This window comes from Noviherbaspirillum suwonense (assembly GCF_900182955.1).
In the GTDB taxonomy this organism is placed as follows: domain Bacteria; phylum Pseudomonadota; class Gammaproteobacteria; order Burkholderiales; family Burkholderiaceae_D; genus Noviherbaspirillum_A; species Noviherbaspirillum_A suwonense.
This window is the reverse complement of sequence record NZ_FXUL01000004.1, coordinates 158,236-178,523: the sequence shown is the minus strand read 5'-3', so window position 1 is coordinate 178,523 and position 20,288 is coordinate 158,236. Positions and strand designations below refer to the sequence as shown.

Annotated in this window: 18 protein-coding genes and 1 tRNA gene; 2 read left to right on the top strand and 17 right to left on the bottom strand. The window is 65.2% G+C overall.

Annotated features, from left to right (window positions below; genetic code table 11):
• Position 1: 1 nt before the first annotated feature.
• The 10 genes from QOL82_RS08105 to QOL82_RS08060 form a co-directional block, all read right to left on the bottom strand.
• Positions 2-1,258: an NHLP bacteriocin system secretion protein gene (locus QOL82_RS08105; RefSeq protein WP_283441742.1), complete on the bottom strand. Its 1,257-nt coding sequence runs from the start codon at positions 1,256-1,258 to the stop codon at positions 2-4.
• Positions 1,255-2,868, bottom strand: a complete 1,614-nt coding sequence (locus tag QOL82_RS08100) for a TolC family protein (protein WP_283441741.1) — start codon at positions 2,866-2,868, stop codon at positions 1,255-1,257. Before QOL82_RS08100 ends, QOL82_RS08105 begins: the two co-directional genes overlap by 4 nt.
• A gap of 288 nt (positions 2,869-3,156) precedes the next feature.
• Complete coding sequence (locus QOL82_RS08095; RefSeq protein WP_283441876.1) at positions 3,157-3,990, bottom strand: YihY/virulence factor BrkB family protein; 834 nt, start codon at positions 3,988-3,990, stop codon at positions 3,157-3,159.
• Between the two features lie 40 nt (positions 3,991-4,030).
• A complete protein-coding gene (locus QOL82_RS08090) occupies positions 4,031-4,216 on the bottom strand; it encodes a hypothetical protein (RefSeq protein WP_283441740.1) in 186 nt (61 codons plus the stop codon).
• A 122-nt stretch (positions 4,217-4,338) separates the two neighbouring features.
• A complete protein-coding gene (locus tag QOL82_RS08085) occupies positions 4,339-4,845 on the bottom strand; it encodes a LapA family protein (RefSeq protein WP_283441739.1) in 507 nt (168 codons plus the stop codon).
• Between the two features lie 97 nt (positions 4,846-4,942).
• A complete protein-coding gene (locus tag QOL82_RS08080; RefSeq protein ID WP_283441738.1) occupies positions 4,943-6,124 on the bottom strand; it encodes an acetyl-CoA C-acetyltransferase in 1,182 nt (393 codons plus the stop codon).
• Positions 6,125-6,226: 102 nt separating this feature from the next.
• The gene (locus QOL82_RS08075) at positions 6,227-7,369 is read right to left on the bottom strand and encodes a CaiB/BaiF CoA transferase family protein (protein ID WP_283441875.1); all 1,143 of its coding nucleotides are present in this window, start codon (positions 7,367-7,369) and stop codon (positions 6,227-6,229) included.
• A 1-nt stretch (position 7,370) separates the two neighbouring features.
• The gene (locus QOL82_RS08070) at positions 7,371-8,264 is read right to left on the bottom strand and encodes an acyl-CoA thioesterase (protein ID WP_283441737.1); all 894 of its coding nucleotides are present in this window, start codon (positions 8,262-8,264) and stop codon (positions 7,371-7,373) included.
• A 67-nt stretch (positions 8,265-8,331) separates the two neighbouring features.
• Entirely contained in the window at positions 8,332-9,240 is a 909-nt protein-coding gene (locus tag QOL82_RS08065) for a DUF6920 family protein (RefSeq protein ID WP_283441736.1), read from the bottom strand.
• A gap of 146 nt (positions 9,241-9,386) precedes the next feature.
• Positions 9,387-10,043 (bottom strand): class I SAM-dependent methyltransferase, encoded by a 657-nt coding sequence (locus QOL82_RS08060; protein WP_283441735.1) that lies wholly within the window; start codon positions 10,041-10,043, stop codon positions 9,387-9,389.
• Between the two features lie 173 nt (positions 10,044-10,216).
• Between QOL82_RS08060 and QOL82_RS08055 the strand changes: the two genes are divergently transcribed.
• A complete protein-coding gene (locus tag QOL82_RS08055; protein WP_283441734.1) occupies positions 10,217-11,056 on the top strand; it encodes a glycosyltransferase family 25 protein in 840 nt (279 codons plus the stop codon).
• Positions 11,057-11,062: 6 nt separating this feature from the next.
• On the opposite strand, the gene QOL82_RS08050 is transcribed toward QOL82_RS08055, so the two are convergent.
• Both QOL82_RS08050 and QOL82_RS08045 read right to left on the bottom strand, forming a co-directional pair.
• Complete coding sequence (locus tag QOL82_RS08050; RefSeq protein ID WP_283441733.1) at positions 11,063-11,887, bottom strand: crotonase/enoyl-CoA hydratase family protein; 825 nt, start codon at positions 11,885-11,887, stop codon at positions 11,063-11,065.
• A gap of 78 nt (positions 11,888-11,965) precedes the next feature.
• Complete coding sequence (locus QOL82_RS08045; RefSeq protein ID WP_283441732.1) at positions 11,966-12,355, bottom strand: hypothetical protein; 390 nt, start codon at positions 12,353-12,355, stop codon at positions 11,966-11,968.
• A 924-nt stretch (positions 12,356-13,279) separates the two neighbouring features.
• Between QOL82_RS08045 and QOL82_RS08040 the strand changes: the two genes are divergently transcribed.
• Positions 13,280-13,897 carry a PEP-CTERM sorting domain-containing protein gene (locus QOL82_RS08040; protein ID WP_283441731.1) on the top strand — a complete coding sequence of 206 codons (618 nt, stop codon included), beginning with the start codon at positions 13,280-13,282 and terminating at the stop codon, positions 13,895-13,897.
• Between the two features lie 230 nt (positions 13,898-14,127).
• Here the strand turns inward: QOL82_RS08040 and QOL82_RS08035 are convergent.
• The 5 genes from QOL82_RS08035 to QOL82_RS08015 all read right to left on the bottom strand — a co-directional run bounded on the left by QOL82_RS08035 (position 14,128) and on the right by QOL82_RS08015 (position 19,998).
• Positions 14,128-14,218: transfer RNA gene (locus QOL82_RS08035), tRNA-Ser, on the bottom strand.
• Between the two features lie 100 nt (positions 14,219-14,318).
• Positions 14,319-15,614, bottom strand: coding sequence for a serine--tRNA ligase (gene serS, locus QOL82_RS08030; protein ID WP_283441730.1), 1,296 nt, complete (start codon positions 15,612-15,614; stop codon positions 14,319-14,321).
• 77 nt (positions 15,615-15,691) lie between these two features.
• The gene (locus tag QOL82_RS08025) at positions 15,692-16,996 is read right to left on the bottom strand and encodes a replication-associated recombination protein A (protein WP_283441729.1); all 1,305 of its coding nucleotides are present in this window, start codon (positions 16,994-16,996) and stop codon (positions 15,692-15,694) included.
• Between the two features lie 21 nt (positions 16,997-17,017).
• Positions 17,018-17,662, bottom strand: coding sequence for an outer membrane lipoprotein chaperone LolA (gene lolA / locus QOL82_RS08020; RefSeq protein ID WP_283441728.1), 645 nt, complete (start codon positions 17,660-17,662; stop codon positions 17,018-17,020).
• Positions 17,663-17,670: 8 nt separating this feature from the next.
• The gene (locus tag QOL82_RS08015; protein WP_283441727.1) at positions 17,671-19,998 is read right to left on the bottom strand and encodes a DNA translocase FtsK; all 2,328 of its coding nucleotides are present in this window, start codon (positions 19,996-19,998) and stop codon (positions 17,671-17,673) included.
• Positions 19,999-20,288: the final 290 nt, after the last annotated feature.

The window sequence follows — 20,288 nt, the reverse complement described above, 5'->3', positions numbered from 1 at the left end:
CTCAGGTCCCCGTCAGTTCGCGCAGCAGCGGGATCAGCAGCGTGATCGGGCGCTTGCTTTCCACCACGAAGGTGCCGCCGGCCAGCGTGCCGCTCGACAGTTCGACACTGGCGCCGGTCCGCGACGACCAGGCGTACCCGCTGCGGGTCGAGGCGTCCGGCGCCAGCACCACCTCGACCGCGATGGGCGGTCCGCTGCGGGTCAGCTCGCGGACCAGGGCCGCATTGTTGAACAGCGACAGCATGCCCGCCTCGGTCGCCGGATACTGCGCGACCGCCCGCACCGTGCCGATCAGGTAGCCGAAGCGTTCCTTCTTCGCGGTGACGGGGGAAATCTGCGCGGCCATGCCCGGCTTCAACAGCTTGGCGTTGGAGTTCGGGGGGAGATAAATCACCGCTTCCAGCACGCCCTCGTTGACTTCGATGCTCAGCACCGGCTGGCCATTCCGGATCGCGTCGCCCTGCATCGCCATGCTCTCGACGACGATGCCGTCATGGGGGCTGATCAGCTGCGACGCCAGTTCGTGCTGCAGCAGCAGGTCGTTGAGCCGGTTGCGCGCCTGCAGCACCCGGGCGCCGATCTCGCGCAGCCGGTTCTCGCGCAGCGCCGCCGACTCGATCTGCTCGACCGACAGCTTCTGCAGCAGCGTGCGGGCATTGTCGATGTCGCTTTCCGCGCCGAGCGCCTGCTGCCGGCTCTGCTCGTAGCGCTGGCGCGTGATCAGGCCGTCGCGCAGCAGTTCCTGCTGGCCTTCCAGTATCACGCGCAGCGAACGCAACTGGTCCTGCTTGGCCAGGATGCTGCGCTGGAGCACGGCCTGCTGCAGGCGGATCGAATTTTCCTGGACCGGCCGCAGCGCCCGCATCCTGCCGGTGGTGTCCGTTTCCTCGTCCAGCAGCTGCTGCAGCGCGATGCGCTGCGTATCGATCTGCTGCTGCATCTCAGGCTGCGCCAGTCGGCCCAGCAATTGCCCGCGGCGCACCGGGTCGCCGATCTTCAGGTCCGTCATGTCGGTGATGACGCCGGTGCCGAATGAAACGATATTGAAGGTGCCGCCTTCGCGAATGATGATGCCCTGCCCTTCGACGCTGGCCGGCAGCGTGCCGGCGACGCTCCAGACGACGGCCGCCAGCAGCAGCAGCAGGATGGCGCTCAATGCGATCCATGCGCGCGGTCGCGTGATCTGCATGCCGTGGTCGAGCTGGTCCGGCGTCGAGAGGTTTTCCAGCGCCGCCTTGCGGAACATTTCCTGTTTCATCCCGGCTCCGGCAGTGTCGTCAGCGATTGCATGTCGATGCGCTGGACATCGCCGCCGGCGCCGAGCAGCGTGCCGGTCTCGAAGCGGTAATTGACCAGCGCCTGCGCCAGCCGGCGGCGGATGTCTATCACCGCCAGCTCATCGCTGGTCAGGCGGGTTTCCACCGTCAGCAGGTCCAGCACCGTGGCCAGGCCCAGCCGGTACTTCTTGCGTTCATTGGCAAACACCTGCGTCTGCAGCACCACCTGCTGCCGCTGCTGGTCGAGCTGGAGCACCGCGCTCGACAGGTTGGCGCGCTGGACGGCGATCGCGGCCTTCACCGACAGCAGCAGGGCCTCGAGTTCGATGCGGGCCTGGTCGGCCAGCGCCGCCCGCTGCCGCAGCTGGCCCGCCTGCGTATTGCCCTGGACCGGCAGCACGTAGACGAGGCCGATGGACGCATTGAAGCCGGAGGCCGGCCGCCCCAGCGCTTCCATCGCCGCAAGCGCGGGCCGGTTTTCGACCAGCCCGCTATAGCCGACCGAGACGGTCAGGTCGAGTTGCGACCCCGGGTCCCTGCGCACCGCATCGAACAGTATCCCGGCTGCCGCCAGGCGGCGGTGCGAAGCCAGCAGGTCGAAGCGACCGGCGGGCGGCGCGACCGGCGGCATGGCCTGCAGCTGCGCCAGCTGCGCCGGCTGCAGGTCGGGAAAGTCGTCCGCAGGCAGCGCAAGCTGCATCGGATCGGCCGCCGGCATGCCCATCGCAATCGCAAGCGCGCTGCGGGCCTCGACCACCGCCTGCTCGGCGACCAGCCGGAAGCCGCGGTCGCGCGCGAGCTGCGCCTCGTTCTGCAGCACGTCGGCCTGCGGTATCTCATCGCCCCTGGCCAGGCGGCGGGCGTCGTCGAGCAGCAGCAGCGACCGCGCCTCGGACTGGATGCGGATATCCAGCGCGCGCAGCGCCGCAAGGTAATCCCAGTAGGCGTTGACGCTGCCGGCAATCCGCGCCGCGACCGTGTGGCGATAGGCGAATTCGGCGGCCTGCAGGTTTTCGCGGGCAGCCCGCTCGGCCGCGGTGTTGGTCTCGACGCCGCGGCCGCGCAGCATCGGCAGCACGACATTCAGCGCGACCTGGCTGCTCGCCGGCGCGCTGGCCGCGCCCTGGTTGTCGCGCAGGCGGTCGACCCGGAGCACCGGCGCGACCGTGATGCCCGAGCGCAGCCGCGTGGTGGAACCGATGCTGTAGCCGGCGGTGCTGGCATTGGCCTGCGTGCGACCCGGCGACTGCAGCGCGGCGATGAGCGGAACCCGGGTCTGCCCGACGCCGGCGCCTGCGTCGAGGACCGTGTCGAACTCGCCGCGCGCCGCCTGAAGCTGGCCTTCGGTGTAGGCAATCTGGCGGCTGGCTGCGGCGACATTGGGCTCATGCTGCAGCGTGAGCAGCACCGCCTCGAGCAACCGGCCCTGGAACACCTGCGCCAATGCGGAGAAGGGCCAGGCCAGCATGAGCCCCGCGGCCAGTGCGCCCAGCGCGCGGGCAAGCTGAACCAGCGTGCGCGCTACGCTGGCTATTCGATGCTGGTCGCGCTGGCCTGGCCCAGGGAAATGCCGGTATTTTTTCAATCGCATTGGGTCGCAAACGGGTGCTGGCAGGTGCTGGCGCGTACCAACTCGTGCAGGCGAGTATTGGCAAGTGCTGGCCAATACTGCAAGTACTGGCAAGTAAGCGCAGGTAAGCGCAGGTACGCGCAGGTACGCGCAGGTAGGATCAGCTACCGCCGCCATGATTGGCTTCGGACCCTAATGTCCGAGCAGTGCGCTTGGTAACGCAAAACAACATCCTGTTCCCAGCCTGGAAGCGGGGAACGGACGTCTGTGCGAAATTTGATATACGGTAAAAGCCGGGAAAAGCCGGGACTAGCTGGCGGGGCGGCGCGAACCGAAGCGGTGGGCGTAGACCCAGGTGAATTCCGCGCCAAGGAGAAAGATCTGCGCGGAGTAGTAGACCCACAGCAGGATGACCACGAGGGAGCCGGCGGCGCCGAAGGATGAACTCACCCCGCTCTTTCCTATATACAAGCCGATCAGGTACTTGCCTACCGTAAAGAGAATGCCGGTGATGACTGCGCCGGTCCAGACATCGCGCCACGCAATGCGAACCCGCGGCATGATCTTGTAGATCATGGCAAACATCACGGTCACGATCAGGTAGCTCAGCAGGATGTTGAGCGCGCTCGCCACCAGCGCCTGCGCGCCGAACAGCGCGCCCCACCAGTTTTCCAGCAGCGCCAGCGCGGCGCTGGCGAGCAGCGACGCAATCAGCAGGATGCCGATGCCGACGATCATCGCGAACGACACGAGGCGGGTGCGCAGGAGCATCCACAATCCGCCCTGCTTGACACGGTCCGGCGTGCGCCAGATGCGGTCGAGCGCGCTTTGCAGTTCCCCGAACACGGATGTGGCGCCGACGATCAGCAGCACCAGGCCGATGGTCGCCGCCACGATGCTCTGGCCGGGCTTGTGCGCGCTGGCCAGCAGCCCCTGCAGGGCCACGGCCGCCGCGTCGCCCATCATGCCCCGCACCTGGTAGAACACCGCGCCGCGGGCAGCGTCCTCGCCGTAGACCAGGCCCGCGATCGAAATGACGATCAGCAGCGACGGGGCGATGGAAAAGATCGTGTAGTACGACAGGGCCGCGCCCATGCTGGGCGCATAGTCGCTGCTCCAGGCCGACACGGCTGCCCGCGCCATGTCGAACAGGTCCCGCAGGCCGATCCGGGTCGGCGCCGGTTCAGTCAAGATGCTGGACGATGCGCCCGCCGCTGCTTTGCGCATATTCGCTCGCGTAATCCACTGCCGCATTCACATCGCCGAACGAGGCCAGCGGCTCGGCCTGGCCGACCTGGCTGACGTGCCATTGCCGGCCATCGACTTCCGTCATCTGGATCAGGGTTTCCGCCTGCGCCTGGTTTTGCATGATTGCCTCCAAAACTGCGTGTTGCAGACCGGCGAGCCGGTCCGAGTCTGGTCTAGGTTAACGGGATTCCGCTGCGCGCGTCGGTGGGCTGGCGCACCTTGGCGCCGGCCGGATCGCGCAGGTCAGCCGCCGCGCACCGGCGGCAGGCCGGAAGCCCGGTCGCGGCTGTCCAGCCGGTCTTCCAGCTGCCCAATGTAGGCCGACAGCGTGGTCCCTTCCTGGGCGACCGCGGCGCGCAGGTTCTGCTCCAGCTGGTCCAGCCTGGCGCTGTTGAGCTGGCGGCTTTCGAGCGACTGCTGCTCCAGTTTGAGCAGTGCGCTGTTGAGCAGGTTCTGCAGGTCGGTGATGCGGGACGCCTCGGCCTGGTCGGCCAGCTTGCGCTGCGCCTCCAGCGCCTTCGTCTGCTGGCGCGCTTCCAGCAGCGTCGACGTCTGCAGGTAGCCGGCGAAGATCATGAACAGGCCGGTCAGCAGCACCAGCAAGCCCAGCATGATCACGCCCAGCGGCGCCTCGACGGTGGCCACGAGCAGCGACAGCGTGGACGGCGTGGTAAACACCGTCCAGTTCAGCGCGGTGAAGAGGACGATGGCAAGCAGGACCAGTATCAGCAGCAGGGTGCGGACTTTCATGAGTACTCCGTTACGGTAAGAATCGTCCACGATGCTACCCGAGCCGCGGCGGGCGGCCCTTGCGCCAGGCGGACTTTGCCGTCTGCGGCGTTTACGCTTAGAGGCGTTCGACGATCGTCACGTTGGCCATGCCGCCGCCCTCGCACATCGTCTGCAGGCCGTAGCGCTTGCCGCGCTTCCCGAGCGCATGCACCAGCGTCGTCATCAGCTTGGTGCCGGAGGCGCCGAGCGGGTGGCCGAGCGCGATCGCGCCACCGTTGACATTGAGCCGCGCCGGATCGGCGCCGGTGGCCTGCAGCCACGCGAGCGGCACCGAGGCGAATGCCTCGTTGACCTCGAACAGGTCGATGTCGTCGATCGACATGCCCGCCTTTTTCAGCGCCTTGGCCGTCGCCGGCAGCGGCGCCTCCAGCATCACGACCGGGTCGTGGCCGAGCAGCGTCATCTGGTGGATGCGCGCCAGCGGCACCAGGCCGTGTTCCTTCAGCGCCTTTTCGCTGACCACCATGACGCCGGTGGCGCCGTCGCAGATCTGGCTGGCGTTGGCCGCGCTGATGCGCCCGCCTTCCTGCAGCAGCTTGACGTTCCGGATGCCTTCCAGCGTCGCTTCGAACCGGATGCCCTCGTCCACCGCATGCATCTCGCCGGTGGGGTCGCCATCGGCGGTGCGCGCCTCCAGCACCAGGATCTCGTCGTTGAAGGCGCCGGCGCGGCTGGCGGCGATGGCCCGCTGGTGGCTGTCGAATGCATACTGGTCCAGCATGTCGCGCGACAGATTGTATTTCTGGGCAATCATCTCGGCGCCGATGAACTGGCTGAATTCCGGCGCATCCGGGTAGTTCTCACGCAGGCCGGGACTCATGTAGAAACCGAGGTCGTTCCTGCGCGGCAGCGCGCTGGGCATGTTCATCGGCACCCGGCTCATGCTTTCCACGCCGGCGGCGATGACGACGTCCATCGTGCCCGACATCACGGCCTGCGCGGCGAAATGCAGCGCCTGCTGGGACGATCCGCACTGCCGGTCCACCGACGTGCCGGGCACCGATTCGGGCAGTTTCGACGCCAGCACCGCGTTGCGCCCGACATTGGTGGACTGCTCGCCGGCCTGGCCGACGCAGCCCATGATCACATCCTCGACCGCGGCCGGGTCGATGCCGGTGCGGTCGACCAGCGCGTCGAGCACTTTCGCCGCCAGGTCGACCGGGTGCCAGCCGGACAGCCGACCCCCGCGTTTTCCGCCTGCGGTCCGGACTGCGGCGACGATATAGGCCTGGCTCATGTTGTCTTCCTCATGTTGTCTTCCCCTGTTTATATGGCGGCGCGCGGCGCGCCGCCTGCTCGGTCGTCAAGTGTACTGAAAACCATGGCGCCGGGCATCCGCCTAGCCGGCCAGCCCGGCATTGCGCAGCGACTGCAGCATGCCCGGCGCGATGCCCCATGCGCTGAAGATGGCGGCGGCGTCGGCGCTGGCGGCTGCCGTTCCGCGCGGCGGCGCCGGCGGCGTGCCGCTGAAACGCGGCGCGGGCGCCGGCTGCACCACGCCGTCCACCGTGACGAAGCTCTGGCGCGCCAGGTTATGCGGATGCTGCGGCGCCTCGTCCCAGTCGAGCACGGGCGCGAAGCAGACATCGCTGCCTTCCATCAGCGCGCACCATTCGTCCCGTGTCTTTGTCAGGAACACCTCGGCCAGGCGGACCTTCAGCGCCGGCCAGGCGGCGGCGTCGAGCTGCGCGGCGAAGGCCGGGTCCGTGATGCCGGTGCGTTCCAGCAACTGCGCATAGAACTGCGGCTCGATCGAGCCGATCGACACGTGCCTGCCGTCGGCGCAGGCGTAACAGCCATAGAAATGCGCGCCGCCGTCGAGCATGTTTTCGCCGCGGCGGTTGCTCCAGGCGCCGGCCGCATGCATGCCGTACATCATCGCCGAGAGCAGCGCCGCGCCGTCGGTCATCGCCGCGTCGACGACCTGCCCGGCGCCGCCGCCGCGCGCATGATGCAGCGCGCAGAGGATGCCGAAGGCCAGCATCATCGCGCCGCCGCCGAAGTCGCCGACGTAATTCAGCGGCGGCACCGGCGGCGCGGACTGGCTGCCGATCGCATGCAGCGCGCCGCTGATGGCGATGTAGTTGATGTCATGGCCCGCGGCCCGCGCCAGCGGCCCGGTCTGCCCCCAGCCCGTCATGCGCCCATAGACCAGCGACGGCCGCCGCGCCATGCAGACGTCCGGCCCCAGGCCCAGCCGTTCCATCACGCCCGGCCGGAAGCCCTCGATCAGCACGTCGGCCCGGTCCACCAGCGCCAGCACCGCGCCGATCGCCGACGGGTTCTTCAGGTCCAGCGCCAGCACGCGCCTGCCGCGCGCGGTGACGTCGAACCTGCCCGCCGCGCCGGTGACGCTGGCCGCCGACGGCCGCTCGATGCGGACCACGTCAGCGCCCATGTCGGCCAGCATCATTGCGCAGAACGGCGCCGGCCCCAGGCCCGCCATTTCCACGACCTTCAATCCCTGCAGCGGACCGGCCATGTCATTGCCCTCCATGGCCATCGGCCGGCGGCGCCGCGGCCAGCCAGGCGCGCACCGCCGCCGGCACCGTCACCGGCCGCGTGGTGGCGCGGTCGGCAAACAGCATCACGTTATCGGCGTAGGCAAGGTCGCCATGCTGGTCGCTGAGCACGATGCGCAGGAGCATCGATGCATTGCCGAGCTTGAGCAGGCGGGCGCGCAGCCAGCCGTCGCCGCCGGCTTCGCGCCGCGCAAGAAAGCGGATCGTGATCTTCGCCACCAGGAGGCCCAGGCCGGCGGCCTGCATGTCGATGCCGGACGACGCCACCGCCTGGTGCAGCAGATGCACCCTGCCCTGCTCCACGAAGCGGGCGACGGCCAGCGCCGACAGGCAGCGGTCGGCATCGAGGTCGCCGAAACGGAAGGTCGAGCGATAGCGGTATGGATAGGGCTGGCCGTCATCGGCCGGCAGCGGCTCGGGCGCCGGCTCGCCTGCCGCGTTCACCAGCGGCGCCAGGCCGCTTGCCAGCGCGTCCGGCGGCGCCGGCTCGGCATGCTGCCAGGGCAGCGACAGGGTTTCCTGGATGCTGGTGCAGGCGCCGCCCTGGAACACGGCGCTGGCCAGCCGGTAGCCCTGCTTGCCGGCCGACAGCAGCCGCACGCCGCAGCGTACCGGCTCGGGATAATGCGTGACCTTCAGGAAATGGACTTCCGACTGCAGCGGATGCAGCAGCGCGCCGTCCGGGTCCCAGCCATCGCGGGCCTGCGTCTGGAAACGCATCAGCGCTTCCGCATGCAGCGCCTGGACGGCAACGTTGTTGATATGCCGCTCCGCGTCCATGTCGGCATGGCGGGGGTCGATCGTGCAATGGAAATCGTAGGATTCCAGCTGGCGGCGCCAGTGGTGATCTTTCATTTGCGCTCCTTGTTATAAGTCCCGGGCAGCGCGCCAGGCGTATGCCGGTTATTGTCTGGCATTCATTCTAACGCGCAGGCGCAGCGCCGGTCGCGGCGGCGCTGCCGGCAGCGGCGTGCGGCGCTTGTTCGACATCGAGGGCCAGCACCCTGCCGCGCCAGTACGGCAGGCGCTTGCCGGGCGTCAGCCAGGCGACCTCGCCTTCCATCGGCAGCAGCATGCGATGCCGCCATGCGTAGCCGGACCACCTGCCCTGCCACGGCGTCATCACCACATCCCGGCCGACGGTGCGGCCGCGCGCGTCGGCGGTGACGGTGTCGATCAGGCCGTCGCCGTTGAACCGGAACAGCAGGCTTGCGGACGTCTTTCCGTCCGCCAGCGTTGCCCGGGCGGAATGCGCATCCACCGCATCCCAGCGCACGCCCTGGCCTGGCAGCAGCGCCGTCGGATACCAGGCGGCCTCGGCGAGGAAACGCATCAGTTCGCCCTCGTCCAGCGCCGGCGACGGCTTCATGTCCGCGACCGGATACGCGCCGGCCAGCGCCGCGGCAAGGAAACCGCGCCCGTCGATATAGGCATCGTGCACGCGCACCGGCAGGCCGGGCGCCATCATGATTTTCGCGTCCCAGACAAATCCCGGACGATGGATGACGACGCGCTGCCGCGACGTGAACGGCTTCCAGTTTTCGGCGCGGGCGCCGGTGTTGAATGTGCCCTCGTGCCGCATGTTCACGGCCCCGATCGCCGGCTGGCCGTCGACCAGCACTGCCCGAAAGTAACGCTGCACCGGCGCCGGCAGGCCGTCGAGGTCATCGGCGCGATAGGGCTGGAAGCGCGTTTCTCCGCGCGCCGCTTCCAGGCGGCCCAGCAGGCGCGACGTCTGCAGGCTCCACCGCGCCCTGCCATATGCGCTGGCGCCCATGCCCAGCGCCAGCATGCCGGCGGCGGCCATGCCGGTGGTTTTCAGCCAGTTCACTTGCTGTCCGATGCCTGTTCCCGGTTTGACGAATGCCCGCGCTTGCCGGGCGATGGATGCGCCCCATGCTACGGCCCGATGCCGGGCATTGCATTGAGCGTACTCAACCCGGTCCGGCCGGGTGCTGGAAGCGAAGCCGGCAGGTTCTAGGCGGACAGCTTTTGCAGGTAGATCTGGTAGAGCGGCGCGTTGACGATGCGCAGGTTGGCATGGTTGCAGTTGATGAATGCGTCGATGGCCATCTTGGGACACATCGCAGGGTCGCTGTAGTTGTCTTCCCCGCCGCGCCACAGGTAGTCGTCGAAGATCATGATGCCGTGGGGCCGCAGCAGTTGAAAGCCGACCACCGCGTCCGCCAGCACGTCCGAGGCCTGGTGCGAGCCATCGACATACACCAGGTCGAAGTAGCCCTTGCCCTTCTGCGCCAGCAGCGTCGCCAGGCAGACATCCGAATACCCCTTGTGCACTTCCAGCGTGACCGGATGCGGGCTGCGCGCGACCAGCAGCGCCGTATTGCGCCGGAACCGGGCCTCGATCTCGGCCATGTCGACGATTGCGCGGTTCCAGGTTCCGGTGTCTATCCACGCGTCGATGCAATGGATTTCCAGCGGCGCCTGCGCGGCAAGATGATCGATCAGGTAGCAGGCGCTGGCGCCCTCGTAGGAACCCACTTCCAGCACGCGGCGGGCTTCGAGGGAAGGAATGAACTGGTCCCACAGCGGCCGGGCGACTGTCTCGAACCAGTCGGCGGTGAATACGGGCTGTTCGTCCTGTCGGGCGGGCTGGGCTCGGTCGTTGGGCATGGCAGGCGCTTTCCTGTTGGGCCGGCCTGGCGCGCGCTGGCGGGACGGGCGCGGCAGAACGGTGTCAGTGTAGGTTTCGATGTCTGTGGGTGCAGATCGGCAGCGGGCGTTACCCAAGGTAGTAACGCCATCCCCACCCCAGTTCTAATCTCTCCCGATGAAAGGAAGCGCATATGCAATGCCGGTACATTAATCTCGCCGATGCCGTGGAACGGCGGTTGGCCATCGAGGCGAGCTTTGACAAGGTGGCGCGGCCGGGCTGGGACATGGCGCGTTTCGAGGCGGTGGATACGCAGTTCGTCGACCGCCATGCGGTTGGCGGCGTCAGGAGCAGGGAAGAAAAAGCCTGCTTCCTCAGCCATAAAGCGGTGATCGAGGCCCATGCAGGCCGCTCCACGCCGCTACTGGTGCTGGAAGACGATGTCGAATTCGGCATCGCCACCTGCGAAATCGTCGATGGCCTGCTGCAGCAGAATCCCGAAGCCGACTGGGACCTGCTGTTTCTCGATGTCTGCGCGACCGGCATCGATGACATGGTGAAGCTGTACTTCCACCGCAAGGACCTGATGAGAACCGGAAGCGTCATCCCGCTCGACCTGGCAAAGATTCCCTTCTTCGGCGCCAACGCCTACATCGTCAATCCCCGGTCCATCCCCAGGATAGTCGCCATCCTCGACGCGGGCGTGCCGGTCGACGTCGAATATGACGTGTACCTGGCCGCGCAGATCCGCGAGGGGCGGCTGAAGGCCGCCGTGCTGTTCCCTTTCGTGACCACGCTGTCCCACCACTCAACAAGCTCGCAGATACAGCCGGACAAGGTCGAACAGCTCAACCACGCCAGAAGCACGTTCCGCCGGCTGGTATGGCTGGAGAGGCGGCCGGAACAGGTCGCGGCCGACATGGCGCAAATCGAAGCAGTCATCGCGGACCCCGAACACAGGGCATTCTCTGCAATCCTGACCAGCATGCTGATGAACTTCCGGGAACTCAAGGACGGCGCCAGCCCGGCCTGAACGGCGTCAGTCGCTGAACCGGGGCGGCCGCTTCTCGATGTTCGCCATTACCGCCTCGACCTGGCTGGCGCTGCCGACCAGCCGTTCCTGTTCATAGGATTCGGCCTGCAGCACCGTCGCCGGGTCGGCATGCAATGACAGGTTGAGCAGGCGCTTGGCCGCCCTGACCGCGTCCGGGCTCTGCTGCGCAATGTGCCGCGCAAGCGCGGTGGCCGCAGCCAGCGGGTCAGCCTCGATCCGGGTGGCGAAGCCGATGCGCACCGCCTCTTCCCCCGAAAACTGGCGGCCGCTGAAGGTCAGCTCGCGCACCACGTCATGCCGCGCCAGTTCGCGCATCAGCAGGATGCCGCCCATGTCCGGCACCAGTCCCCATTTCATTTCCATGACCGACATGCGCGCATCCGCCGCGATCAGGCGGATGTCCGCGCCCAGCGCAATCTGCAGGCCGCCGCCGAACGCGACGCCGTGGACCGCGGCGATCACCGGCGCCGGGATGTCGCGCCACATCATCGCCACCTGCTGGAACGCGTTGGCGCTGCCGAAGGTGCGCTGCATCAGGCCGCGGTCGAAAGGGAAGCCGGCGTCGGCATTCACGCTGCCGCCTTCCTGCATGCGCTGGAAGGACTGCATGTCCAGGCCCGCGCAGAAAGCCTTGCCCTCGCCGGCCACGACCACGGCCCGCACCGAGCGGTCGCGGCGCAGGCGATCCGCCGCCGCCAGCAGCGCCTGGAACATTGCGCTGTCGAGCGCATTCATCTTGTCCGGACGGTTAAGCCTCACCTGCGCGACGCCATCCTCCACGCTGATCGTTACTCTTTCTTCTGTCTGCATTCTGCTCCCCGGATGAAGTTTGGCCGTCGTGGGCCGGGAGCAAAGTGTCGCACAGGCATCGCAACGATCAAAGAGGCCCTAGCGCTCGACGCAGCTCAGGTAAAGATAACTCGTGGCAAGCATCAGAAGGACGATGCAGGAAAACGCGAAGGCGATGCCCGCGCCCATGCACAGCAGCGCGGCGAACAGGTGGTCCGCGCCCTGGGATTGGGCCTGCGCCTGGGTGCTGAGCATCAGCCCGGACAGCAACTCGGTCATCTTCAGCAGGCAGGTGGCAATGCCCAGCCACTTGAGCATGTAGAACGGGAGGATGTTGCGCTGCGCGCGATTGAACCGGTAATTCGCAATGCGCTGCTCCACGGTTCCATGGTGCGCATCCCGGAACAGCCAGAACGGCACGGCCAGCCGCCAGAACTGGCGCACCCTGGCTTGCACACGATTCCTGAATGGCGTATTGCGACGATCCATGATCTGGCGAATTTACTGCATTTGACTGGCTGCGTCCCGTTTTTTCCGCAGGCTCCTTGACGCCGTAATAAAAAAAGGCCCGCGAACATCGGCGGGCCAGATCCATCCTTAAGGGAGGTGGAGGAGACGGGTTCATCTTAACGGTTTGCCCAGCGACCACCAGTCGGAGAAAGGCTTAAAGCCTTGTAGGAATGGGACTACTTCAAGAAACCTTACAACTCTTCCCGTGTTGTCTGCAGAAGCCGCTATTCAGCGGCTTCTGCAGACAACGTGACAACATGACTTATTGGCGGAAAGGACGAGATTCTATCTCTCGGCATGACATGAAACTACGCCCGATTTCAAGACCAATTGCTAGTTATTTATATATGGCCTCGCTGCCGGTCTTAATGCAAACAAAGACTTGTCACTGTTTTCGCGTGCAACAACGGCATAGACACGTATCGGAATACCGCCTCTTCCCGCATTACTGAATTGGCTAGCTCAGTCATTGACTACAGCTTGCCGGCTGTTTTTAAAAAAATAATCGTTGCTGAGGTAATTTTGCCTCGAAGTTTCGATGTAACTCTTAATTTCGGGCTCTTGCCGTTTGGCATCACAAGGTTCCGCACATTTCCGTGAACGCGGACAGGAACCGCCTAAATCGGCATGAATCCTTGCTTCAGTTCAATGGTGCCCTGCATCAATATACGGACGACTTTTGTCGACCGTTAACCGCAGTCGTTTGGGTTGATTCGCGCGTGTCGGAATTATTTACAATCTATTCCAATTGGAAATTAAATTGACTTTTAATCAATATATTACGTTCTGGCATGATGTCTGCACGGAAAGCAATGTGTTCAAAGCATCGAATATCGGTCGGAGCTTCTTTGATGCAAGAACATTTCATATCCATCAGAAAATTAACTATAAAGGAGTCACAATATGAATCCTAAAACAGCATGGTTTGCGGCCGCAGTTCTGATGTTATCCGCCGTTGCCGCAAATGCGGCTCCATTGCAGTTTACCGTTAATAACTACACAAGCAATTCCGTAACATTTACTCTGAATGGGACCATGCCAGCTACTGATCCTGGAACCCTGGCTAATAGTCCAGTTGAAATAGACATCAATTATTCCGGGAACCTATGGATTGGCGGAAATAACTTCTCTGCAAATAGCCTTAGTGCCATTCCTTTTAACGGAGCTCTCACCTTGGTTGACGGAAATACTGGCGGTTTCGGGTACACACCGACAGATTATTCCTGGCTGCAGTTTTCAGACCCTCTCACTGGACTAACAGGGACTGGCGCACCCGTGACCTTGACATGGGGTGGCGAAAGTTTTCTTAACACGTCTGGCACCGGCACCATGGACCTATACTGGGGCAACCTGGAAAATGGTCCTGATTCGAATGGCATAAGAAACATCCGACTCGCCTCCGTCAGCATCTTCAATGGGAAGGTCGTAATGGGAACGGTTCCAGAACCAACCACCGTCGCGTTGCTCGGCCTTGGCCTGCTGGGCGTTGCCGCATCGCGCAGGAAGACAGCGAAAAAGTAAAACTTCCCCACCTCGACAGAGCCCGCCGCGTGCGGGCTTTTTTGCTCTCCACCTTTACCCGCCCAGAAAGAGCGGCAGCGCCAGGTGATCGCGGTGCTCGGCAAGTATATCCGGCCTGGCATCGGATACTTTGGTTTCCGCCCTCGACCGGACGCCCAGAAAATCCGGCACGGAAAAAAATAAAGCCCCTGAAAAGGGGCTTTATCGGTGAAGCTAGGTACTTGAATATGTGGCGGAAAGGGTGAGATTCGAACTCACGGTAGGACATAATCCTACACTGGATTTCGAGTCCAGCGCATTCGACCACTCTGCCACCTTTCCTGGTCTGATTCCTTGCGGCACCGAAGCGCTGCAAGGCGCGAATTATAGCAGACGAACTTTGAAAACTGGAATACCCGCAAGCCGCAAAATTGCGGCTTTTTCAATCGGCCGGCGTCAGCGCTTCCAGGCCGCGCATGTAGGGACGCAGCACCTCGGGGATGAGCACGCTGCCGTCGGCCTGCTGATTGTTTTCCAGCAGCGCGACCAGCGTGCGGCCGACGGCGAGGCCGGAGCCGTTGAGCGTGTGCAGGAGTTCGGGCTTGCCCTGCGCATTGCGGAAGCGCGCCTGCATCCGGCGCGCCTGGAATGCCTCGCAGTTCGAGACCGATGAAATCTCGCGGTAGGTGCGCTGCGCCGGCACCCAGACTTCGATGTCGTAGGTCTTGGCCGCGCCGAAGCCCATGTCGCCGGTGCAGAGCGTGATCACGCGGTACGGCAGGCCCAGCTTCTTCAGGATGTTCTCGGCGTGGCCCAGCATTTCCTCCAGTACGTCGTACGAGGTTTCCGGATCGACGATCTGCACCATCTCGACCTTGTCGAACTGGTGCTGGCGGATCAGGCCGCGGGTGTCGCGGCCATAGGCGCCGGCTTCGGAACGGAAGCACGGGGAATGGGCGGTCAGGCGGATCGGCAGCTGATCGCGTGCGACGATGTCGTTCCTGACCATGTTCGTCAGCGGCACTTCGGCGGTCGGTATCAGGTACAGCGCCTCGCCCTCGCCTTCCTGGCCGCCCTTCTTCACGGCGAACAGGTCGGCCTCGAATTTCGGCAGCTGCCCGGTGCCGCGCAGCGACTCGGCATTCACGATGTAGGGCGTGTAGCACTCGGTGTAGCCGTGCTCCTCGACATGGGTGTCCAGCATGAACTGCGCAAGCGCCCGGTGCAGGCGGGCGATGCCGCCCTTCATCACCGCGAAGCGCGAGCCGGTCAGCTTGGCGGCGGTCTCGAAGTCCAGGCCCAGCCGGGCGCCGATATCGACATGGTCCTTCACCTCGAAGTCGAATGCGGGCGGCTGGCCGACCTTCCTGACTTCCACGTTGCCGGATTCGTCATCGCCCACCGGCACCGACGGATGCGGCAGGTTGGGCACCGCTTCGAGGAAGGCGCCCATTGCGGCCTGCACTTCGTCGAGGCGCGCGGCCGAGGCCTTGAGCTGGTCGCCGATGCTGGTCACTTCCGCCATCACGGCCGACGCGTCCTCGCCCTTGCCCTTCAACATGCCGATCTGCTTGGACAGGCTGTTGCGGCGGCCCTGCAGTTCTTCGGTCTGGGTCTGGATCTGCTTGCGCTCGGCTTCGAGGGCGTTGAAGGCGGGCACGTCAAGCCTGAACTTGCGCGCGGCGAGCCGCGCGGCGACGGCGTCTATGTCCTTGCGCAGGAGCTGGATGTCTATCATGGCGGGAGGATGTCGGTTTTGAAAGCCGCCATTGTAGCAAGGCCACCGGCGCAATCCGCTATCGGCCGCGCCCCGGTTCAGTCCGTGGCGTCGCGGTCGAGCTGCCGCAGCCAGGCCAGCTTCTCGGCGATCTTGGCCTCGGTGCCGCGCGGCGCCGGCCGGTACCAGCCCGGCTCGGGCATGCCGTCGGGCAGGTAGGTCTCGCCGGCTGCGTAGGCGTTCGGCTCGTCATGCGCATAGCGGTACGCATGGCCGTGGCCCAGCTCCTTCATCAGCTTGGTCGGCGCATTGCGCAGGTGGATCGGCACCTCGCGCGACTTGTCCTTCTTCACATACGCCATTGCCTGGTTGAACGCGTTGTAGCCGGCATTGCTCTTCGCGGCCACCGCCAGGTAGATCACCGCCTGGCCGAGCGCCAGCTCGCCTTCGGGCGAGCCCAGGCGCTCGTAGGTCTCGGCGGCGTCGTTGACCAGCTGCACCGCGCGCGGGTCGGCCAGGCCGATGTCTTCCCACGCCATGCGGACGATGCGGCGCGCGAGGTAACGCGGATCGGCGCCGCCGTCTATCATCCGGCAGAACCAGTACAGCGCCGCGTCGGGATGCGAGCCGCGCACCGACTTGTGCAATGCCGAGATCTGGTCGTAGAAATTGTCGCCGCCCTTGTCGAAGCGGCGCGCGTTGAGCGTCATCGCGCTTTCGACGAAGGCGCCGTCGATCTCGCGCCGGCCGGACGCATGCGCGGCCGTTTCCGCCTGTTCCAGCAGGTTGAGGAAGCGCCTGGCGTCGCCGTCCGCATAACCGGCCAGCGTGTCGATCGCGGCGTCCTTGAACGACAGGTCGACCAGGCCGCTGTCCTGCGCCCTCTGCAGCAGCAGCTTCATGTCCTCGTCGGTCAGCGACTGCAGAACGTAGACCTGGGCGCGGGACAGCAGCGCGGAGTTGACCTCGAAGCTGGGATTCTCGGTGGTCGCGCCGATGAAGGTCACCAGCCCCGATTCGACGAAGGGCAGCAACGCGTCCTGCTGCGACTTGTTGAAGCGGTGGATTTCATCGACGAACAGGATGGTATGGCGGCCATGCTGGTCCAGGTTCTGCTGCGCCTGCTCCATCGCCGCGCGGATGTCCTTGACGCCGGCGAACACCGCCGACAGCGCGATGAATTCGCTGTTGAAGGCGTCGGCCATCAGCCGCGCCAGCGTGGTCTTGCCGACGCCGGGCGGACCCCACAGGATCATCGAGTGGACCTTGCCGGACTCGAAGGCCAGCCGCAGCGGCTTGCCCGGACCCAGCAGGTGGCTCTGGCCGACGACCTCGTTGAGCTTGCGCGGGCGCAGCGCCTCGGCCAGCGGCTGGCGCGGCTCGGTGTGGAACAGGTCAGCCATGGGCGCGGACCGTCATCGGCTTCACTGCTCGAACACGTCGGCGCCCTTGGGCGGCGTGAAGCGGAACTGGCTGTCGGGCAGCGCCGGGTTCCGCTCGAATTTCGTGAAGCTCAGCAGCGACACCTGGCCGAACGAGTCGCGCAGTTCCATCGCCGCCGGCACGCCGTCGCGCAGGCCGATGCCGATCTGCTCGAACGTGGTGTCCTTCGCCTTCGGCGTGGCCTGCAGCCACTCCATGCCGTCGCGTTCGCCGACGTCCTTCAGCGTGAAATTCTTTTCCAGGTCATTGCTGCCGAACAGGATGGCAGCCGGCGACGAGCCGAGCGCATTGCCCAGCTTGCGCACGGTGACCTGGTTCAGGTCCTTGTCGTAGATGTAGAGCTTCTCGCCGTCGGCCTGCAGATGCTGTTCGTACGGCTTCTTGTAGATCCAGATGAACTTGCCGGGACGGGAAAATTCGAAGGTGCCGGTCGAGGCATTGGAAACGCGGGCGTTGCCGTTGTCGTTCTTGACCAGCCGCTGCGAGAATTCGCCGCGGGCGGTCTTGGTGCCGGCGACGAAGGAACGGAACTGGTCCAGCGCGGCTGCCTGCGCCAGCGCCGGCAGCGCGAGCGCGGCGGCGACCAGTAGGGAAACGGTGTGCTTGCTGCGGAATGCTTTGGTCAAGTGCTGTCCTATTCTGCTGTGTTGCCGGCGGGGACGAGGATGTCGCGATTGCCATTGGATTGCATGCTGGATACGACTCCGCTCTGTTCCATTTGTTCCAGCAGGCGGGCGGCGCGATTGTAACCAATTCTCAGGTGGCGCTGGACCAGCGAGATCGACGCGCGCCGGTTCTTCAGCACGACCTGCACCGCCTGGTCGTACAGCGCGTCGCTCTCGCCGCCGCCCTCGCCTGCCACCGCGCCCGCCTCGCCGCCCTCGTCCGCGACGCCGCCCTCCAGTATGCCGTCGATGTAGTTCGGCTCGCCCTGCTCCTTCAGGTGGTCGACCACGCGGTGCACTTCCTCGTCGGAAACGAAGGCGCCGTGCACCCGCACCGGCAGCCCGGTGCCGGGCGGCATGTACAGCATGTCGCCCATGCCCAGCAGCGCCTCGGCGCCCATCTGGTCGAGGATGGTCCGCGAATCGATCTTGGACGACACCTGGAACGCGATGCGGGTCGGGATGTTGGCCTTGATCAGGCCGGTGATCACGTCCACCGACGGCCGCTGTGTCGCCAGGATCAGGTGGATGCCGGCGGCGCGCGCCTTCTGCGCAATCCGGGCGATCAGTTCCTCGATCTTCTTGCCCACCACCATCATCAGGTCGGCCAGCTCGTCGATGATGATGACGATGGTCGGCAGTTTTTCCAGCGGCTCGGGCGCGTCCGGCGTCAGGCTGAACGGGTTCGCAATCTTTTGCTCGCTCTTCTCGGCGTCGCTGATCTTCTGGTTGTAGCCGGCCAGGTTCCGCACGCCCAGCTTGGACATCAGCTTGTAGCGCCGCTCCATCTCGTTGACCGCCCAGTTCAGCGCATGGGCCGCCTGCTTCATGTCGGTGACCACCGGCGCCAGCAGGTGCGGGATGCCTTCGTAGATCGACAGTTCCAGCATCTTCGGGTCGATCAGGATCAGCCTGACCTGTTTCGGGTCGGACTTGTACAGCAGCGACAGGATGGTGGCGTTGATGCCGACCGACTTGCCCGAGCCGGTGGTGCCGGCCACCAGCAGGTGCGGCATCTTGGCCAGGTCGGCGACGATCGGATGGCCGGCGATGTCCTTGCCCAGCGCCACGGTCAGGCTGGACTGGCCGTCGTTGTAGACCTTGGAGCCGAGGATCTCGGTCAGCCGGACGATCTGCCGTTTCGGGTTCGGCAGCTCCAGGCCCATGTAATTCTTGCCGGGAATGGTTTCGACGACACGGATCGAGGTCAGCGACAGCGCACGCGCCAGGTCGCGCGCCAGGTTCACGATCTGGCTGCCCTTGACGCCGGTAGCCGGTTCGATTTCATAGCGGGTGATCACCGGTCCCGGGTAGGCCGCGACCACCTTGGCATCGACGCCGAAGTCCGACAGCTTTTTCTCGATCAGGCGGCTGGTGAATTCCAGCGTTTCCACGCTGACGGTTTCCTGCGCCGGCGGCGCCTCGTCCAGCAGCGACAGCGGCGGCAGGTTGGTGTCGCGGTTGTCATTGGTAAACAGGCTGGCCTGGCGTTCCTTGGGCGCTGCGCGCTCGGCGCGCGGCACGGTCACCGCCTGCGGCTCGATGCGCACCGGCGGCGCTTCCACGCTCTTTGCGCGCTCCTGCACCACGACCACGTCCCGCTTGACCGCGGCGACCTGGCCCAGCTTGCGGTCGACATGGGCCGCATACAGCTTCTGCACCGAGGTGATCGAGCCTTCCAGCACCGCGCCGATGCGCTCGGCCAGCGTCAGCCAGGACACGTGGAAAAACAGCGAGAAACCGAGGCCGAACAGCAGCACCAGCAGCAGCGTCGCGCCGGTAAAACCCAGCGCTTTTTGCGCAGTTCCGCCGATGAGCGCACCGAGTACGCCACCCGGCGCCAGCGGCAAGGCCACTTTCAGGCTGTACATCCGCACGTATTCGAGGCCGATGCTGCCGGCCAGCAGCATCACGAAACCAATGCCGCGGATGATTTTCTCCTGCCGGTAGATCGGCTCGACGCCTTCGACGTCGCCCTCGGACAAGCGGCGGTATCCCTGGTAGATCGCCTTGAACAGCAGCACGCAGAACCACCATGCCGACAGGCCGAAGATATAGAGCAGCAGGTCGGCGGCGCGGGCGCCGATCAGGCCGCCCCAGTTGTGCATACGGGTCACGTGGGTCGCATGCGACCAGCCCGGGTCGGACTTGGCATAGGTGAGCAGGATGAGCACCAGGTAAGTCGTCATCACCGTCAGCACCAGCCACTTGGCTTCGGACAGCAGGCGCACCAGCCGGCTCGGCAGCTGCGGCTGTGGACTGGTGTCGCGGGTATAGGTTTGGCTCGTTCTAGTCATAAATCAGGGAGCGGAATATCGGAAGCAGGTAAGCGGATCGCCACGATGTTGCATTTAAGAATGCTGCGACGGGTGAAAATAGGTGTCTGGCGGGTTGGTCTATAATCTTAACCATTTTCAGGCTGCAACAAAGCACAAAATCGGTCCTGGTTGAAATCGGCCAGACCGGCATGATATACGACGAGCACTGCCAGCAGCATCGCGGCCGACGCCGCAGCAGTATCCCGTGCAAGCTGCAACGCCCGACGTCAGCGCCTTGCCACGCCCGACCCCTGTTTCCTTTCCTTTTA

Excerpts from the sequence above, each read along its gene's own strand:
- QOL82_RS08105 (WP_283441742.1), bottom strand. The coding sequence starts at position 1,258 with ATGAAACAGGAAATGTTCCGCAAGGCGGCGCTGGAAAACCTCTCGACG.
- QOL82_RS08100 (WP_283441741.1), bottom strand. The coding sequence starts at position 2,868 with ATGCGATTGAAAAAATACCGGCATTTCCCTGGGCCAGGCCAGCGCGAC.
- QOL82_RS08095 (WP_283441876.1), bottom strand. The coding sequence starts at position 3,990 with ATGGCGCGGGCAGCCGTGTCGGCCTGGAGCAGCGACTATGCGCCCAGC.
- QOL82_RS08090 (WP_283441740.1), bottom strand. The coding sequence starts at position 4,216 with ATGCAAAACCAGGCGCAGGCGGAAACCCTGATCCAGATGACGGAAGTC.
- QOL82_RS08085 (WP_283441739.1), bottom strand. The coding sequence starts at position 4,845 with ATGAAAGTCCGCACCCTGCTGCTGATACTGGTCCTGCTTGCCATCGTC.
- QOL82_RS08080 (WP_283441738.1), bottom strand. The coding sequence starts at position 6,124 with ATGAGCCAGGCCTATATCGTCGCCGCAGTCCGGACCGCAGGCGGAAAA.
- QOL82_RS08075 (WP_283441875.1), bottom strand. The coding sequence starts at position 7,369 with ATGGCCGGTCCGCTGCAGGGATTGAAGGTCGTGGAAATGGCGGGCCTG.
- QOL82_RS08070 (WP_283441737.1), bottom strand. The coding sequence starts at position 8,264 with ATGAAAGATCACCACTGGCGCCGCCAGCTGGAATCCTACGATTTCCAT.
- QOL82_RS08060 (WP_283441735.1), bottom strand. The coding sequence starts at position 10,043 with ATGCCCAACGACCGAGCCCAGCCCGCCCGACAGGACGAACAGCCCGTA.
- QOL82_RS08055 (WP_283441734.1), top strand. The coding sequence starts at position 10,217 with ATGCAATGCCGGTACATTAATCTCGCCGATGCCGTGGAACGGCGGTTG.
- QOL82_RS08050 (WP_283441733.1), bottom strand. The coding sequence starts at position 11,887 with ATGCAGACAGAAGAAAGAGTAACGATCAGCGTGGAGGATGGCGTCGCG.
- QOL82_RS08045 (WP_283441732.1), bottom strand. The coding sequence starts at position 12,355 with ATGGATCGTCGCAATACGCCATTCAGGAATCGTGTGCAAGCCAGGGTG.
- QOL82_RS08040 (WP_283441731.1), top strand. The coding sequence starts at position 13,280 with ATGAATCCTAAAACAGCATGGTTTGCGGCCGCAGTTCTGATGTTATCC.
- serS (WP_283441730.1), bottom strand. The coding sequence starts at position 15,614 with ATGATAGACATCCAGCTCCTGCGCAAGGACATAGACGCCGTCGCCGCG.
- QOL82_RS08025 (WP_283441729.1), bottom strand. The coding sequence starts at position 16,996 with ATGGCTGACCTGTTCCACACCGAGCCGCGCCAGCCGCTGGCCGAGGCG.
- QOL82_RS08015 (WP_283441727.1), bottom strand. The coding sequence starts at position 19,998 with ATGACTAGAACGAGCCAAACCTATACCCGCGACACCAGTCCACAGCCG.